This window comes from Rhodoferax sp. RT5P35, assembly GCF_056521385.1.
The window spans coordinates 1-1,199 of record NZ_JBWMAX010000227.1; the positions used below are offsets into that span (position 1 = coordinate 1).

Annotated in this window: 2 protein-coding genes; one reads left to right on the plus strand and one right to left on the minus strand. The window is 61.0% G+C overall.

All coding sequences use genetic code 11. The annotated features are described in order from the left end of the window. A partial coding sequence (locus AC097L_RS25205; RefSeq protein ID WP_479589444.1) for an N-6 DNA methylase occupies positions 1-841 on the plus strand: 841 nt, incomplete at its 5' end. 209 nt (positions 842-1,050) lie between these two features. Here AC097L_RS25205 and AC097L_RS25210 read toward each other — a convergent pair. Next, positions 1,051-1,194 carry a HEPN domain-containing protein gene (locus AC097L_RS25210; RefSeq protein ID WP_479589445.1) on the minus strand — a complete coding sequence of 48 codons (144 nt, stop codon included), beginning with the start codon at positions 1,192-1,194 and terminating at the stop codon, positions 1,051-1,053. Positions 1,195-1,199 lie beyond the last annotated feature (5 nt).

Here is a 1,199-nt window from a genome sequence, read left to right on the forward strand (position 1 = left end):
CAACACCGCGCAAGAAAACATGCTGCAAAACAGCATCACCGGGGTCGAGAAAAAGCAGCTCCCCCACATGCTGTGCGTCACCAACCTCATGCTGCACGGCGTGGAAGTGCCCAGCCTCATCACCCACGGCAACACCCTGGCCCGCCCGCTGCGCGACTACACAGGGGCAGACCGGGTGGACGTAGTGCTTACCAACCCGCCCTTTGGCGGTGTGGAAGAGCCCGGCATCGAGCACGGCTACCCCGCCGACGTGCGCACCAAGGAAACCGCCGACCTGTTCCTCGTCCTCATCAAGCACATCCTCAAAGCGCATGGCCGTGCCGCCCTGGTGCTGCCCGACGGCACCCTGTTCGGCGAAGGCGTGAAGACCCGCATCAAAGAGCAACTGCTGGCCGAGTGCAACCTGCACACCATCGTGCGCCTGCCCAACGGCGTGTTTGCGCCCTATACCGGCATCAAGACCAACCTGCTGTTCTTCACCAAAGGCACGCCCACCCAGCACGTCTGGTACTACGAGCACCCCTACCCACCGGGCGTGAAGAACTACAACAAGACCAAGCCCATCCGTATCGAAGAGTTCGAGTTAGAGAAAGCCTGGTGGGGCACCGAGGCCGACGGTTTTGCCAGCCGCGTGGAAAACGAGCGCGCCTGGAAGGTCGGCATCGACCAGATCAAAGCCGCAGGCTACAACCTCGACCAAAAGAACCCCCACGCCGTGGATGCAGTAAGCCACGACCCCGCGCAACTGCTGGCCGATTACGCGCGGCTACAGAGCGAGGCGCAGGCTTTGCGCGATGCGCTGAAGGAAATATTGGCCAAATCACTGGCTAGCGCTGGTTGAATAAGCGTATGTTGCTATCAAATTTGGATTTATTAGCTACTGCGCCTGGCGGTGTGGCGCGGCTGCGTGGGCGGGCGCCACAGGGGTGAATTCAAGGGATTTGCCAACCCCGCTTTGATCATTCAACACCACGTACCATGCTGGCTTCACGCCGGGCCCAGTCAAGCACCTGCCTGGCGGCCTGCAGCGCCCGGCTGCGGTCAAGCCCTTCAGGGTCGCGTTCCGTAGCGCGCTTCAACAGCATAGGGATTGAGTTCATCCAGCCAATCCGCCTCAGGCGGGGCGGCGAGCTTGTGATCTTGTAGCAGGTCCAACAATGAGACAAGGTCATGCGTACGGCGAAACTCGATCATGTTGG

Coding starts and splice junctions, on each gene's coding strand:
- AC097L_RS25210 (WP_479589445.1), bottom strand. CDS start 1,194: ATGATCGAGTTTCGCCGTACGCATGACCTTGTCTCATTGTTGGACCTG.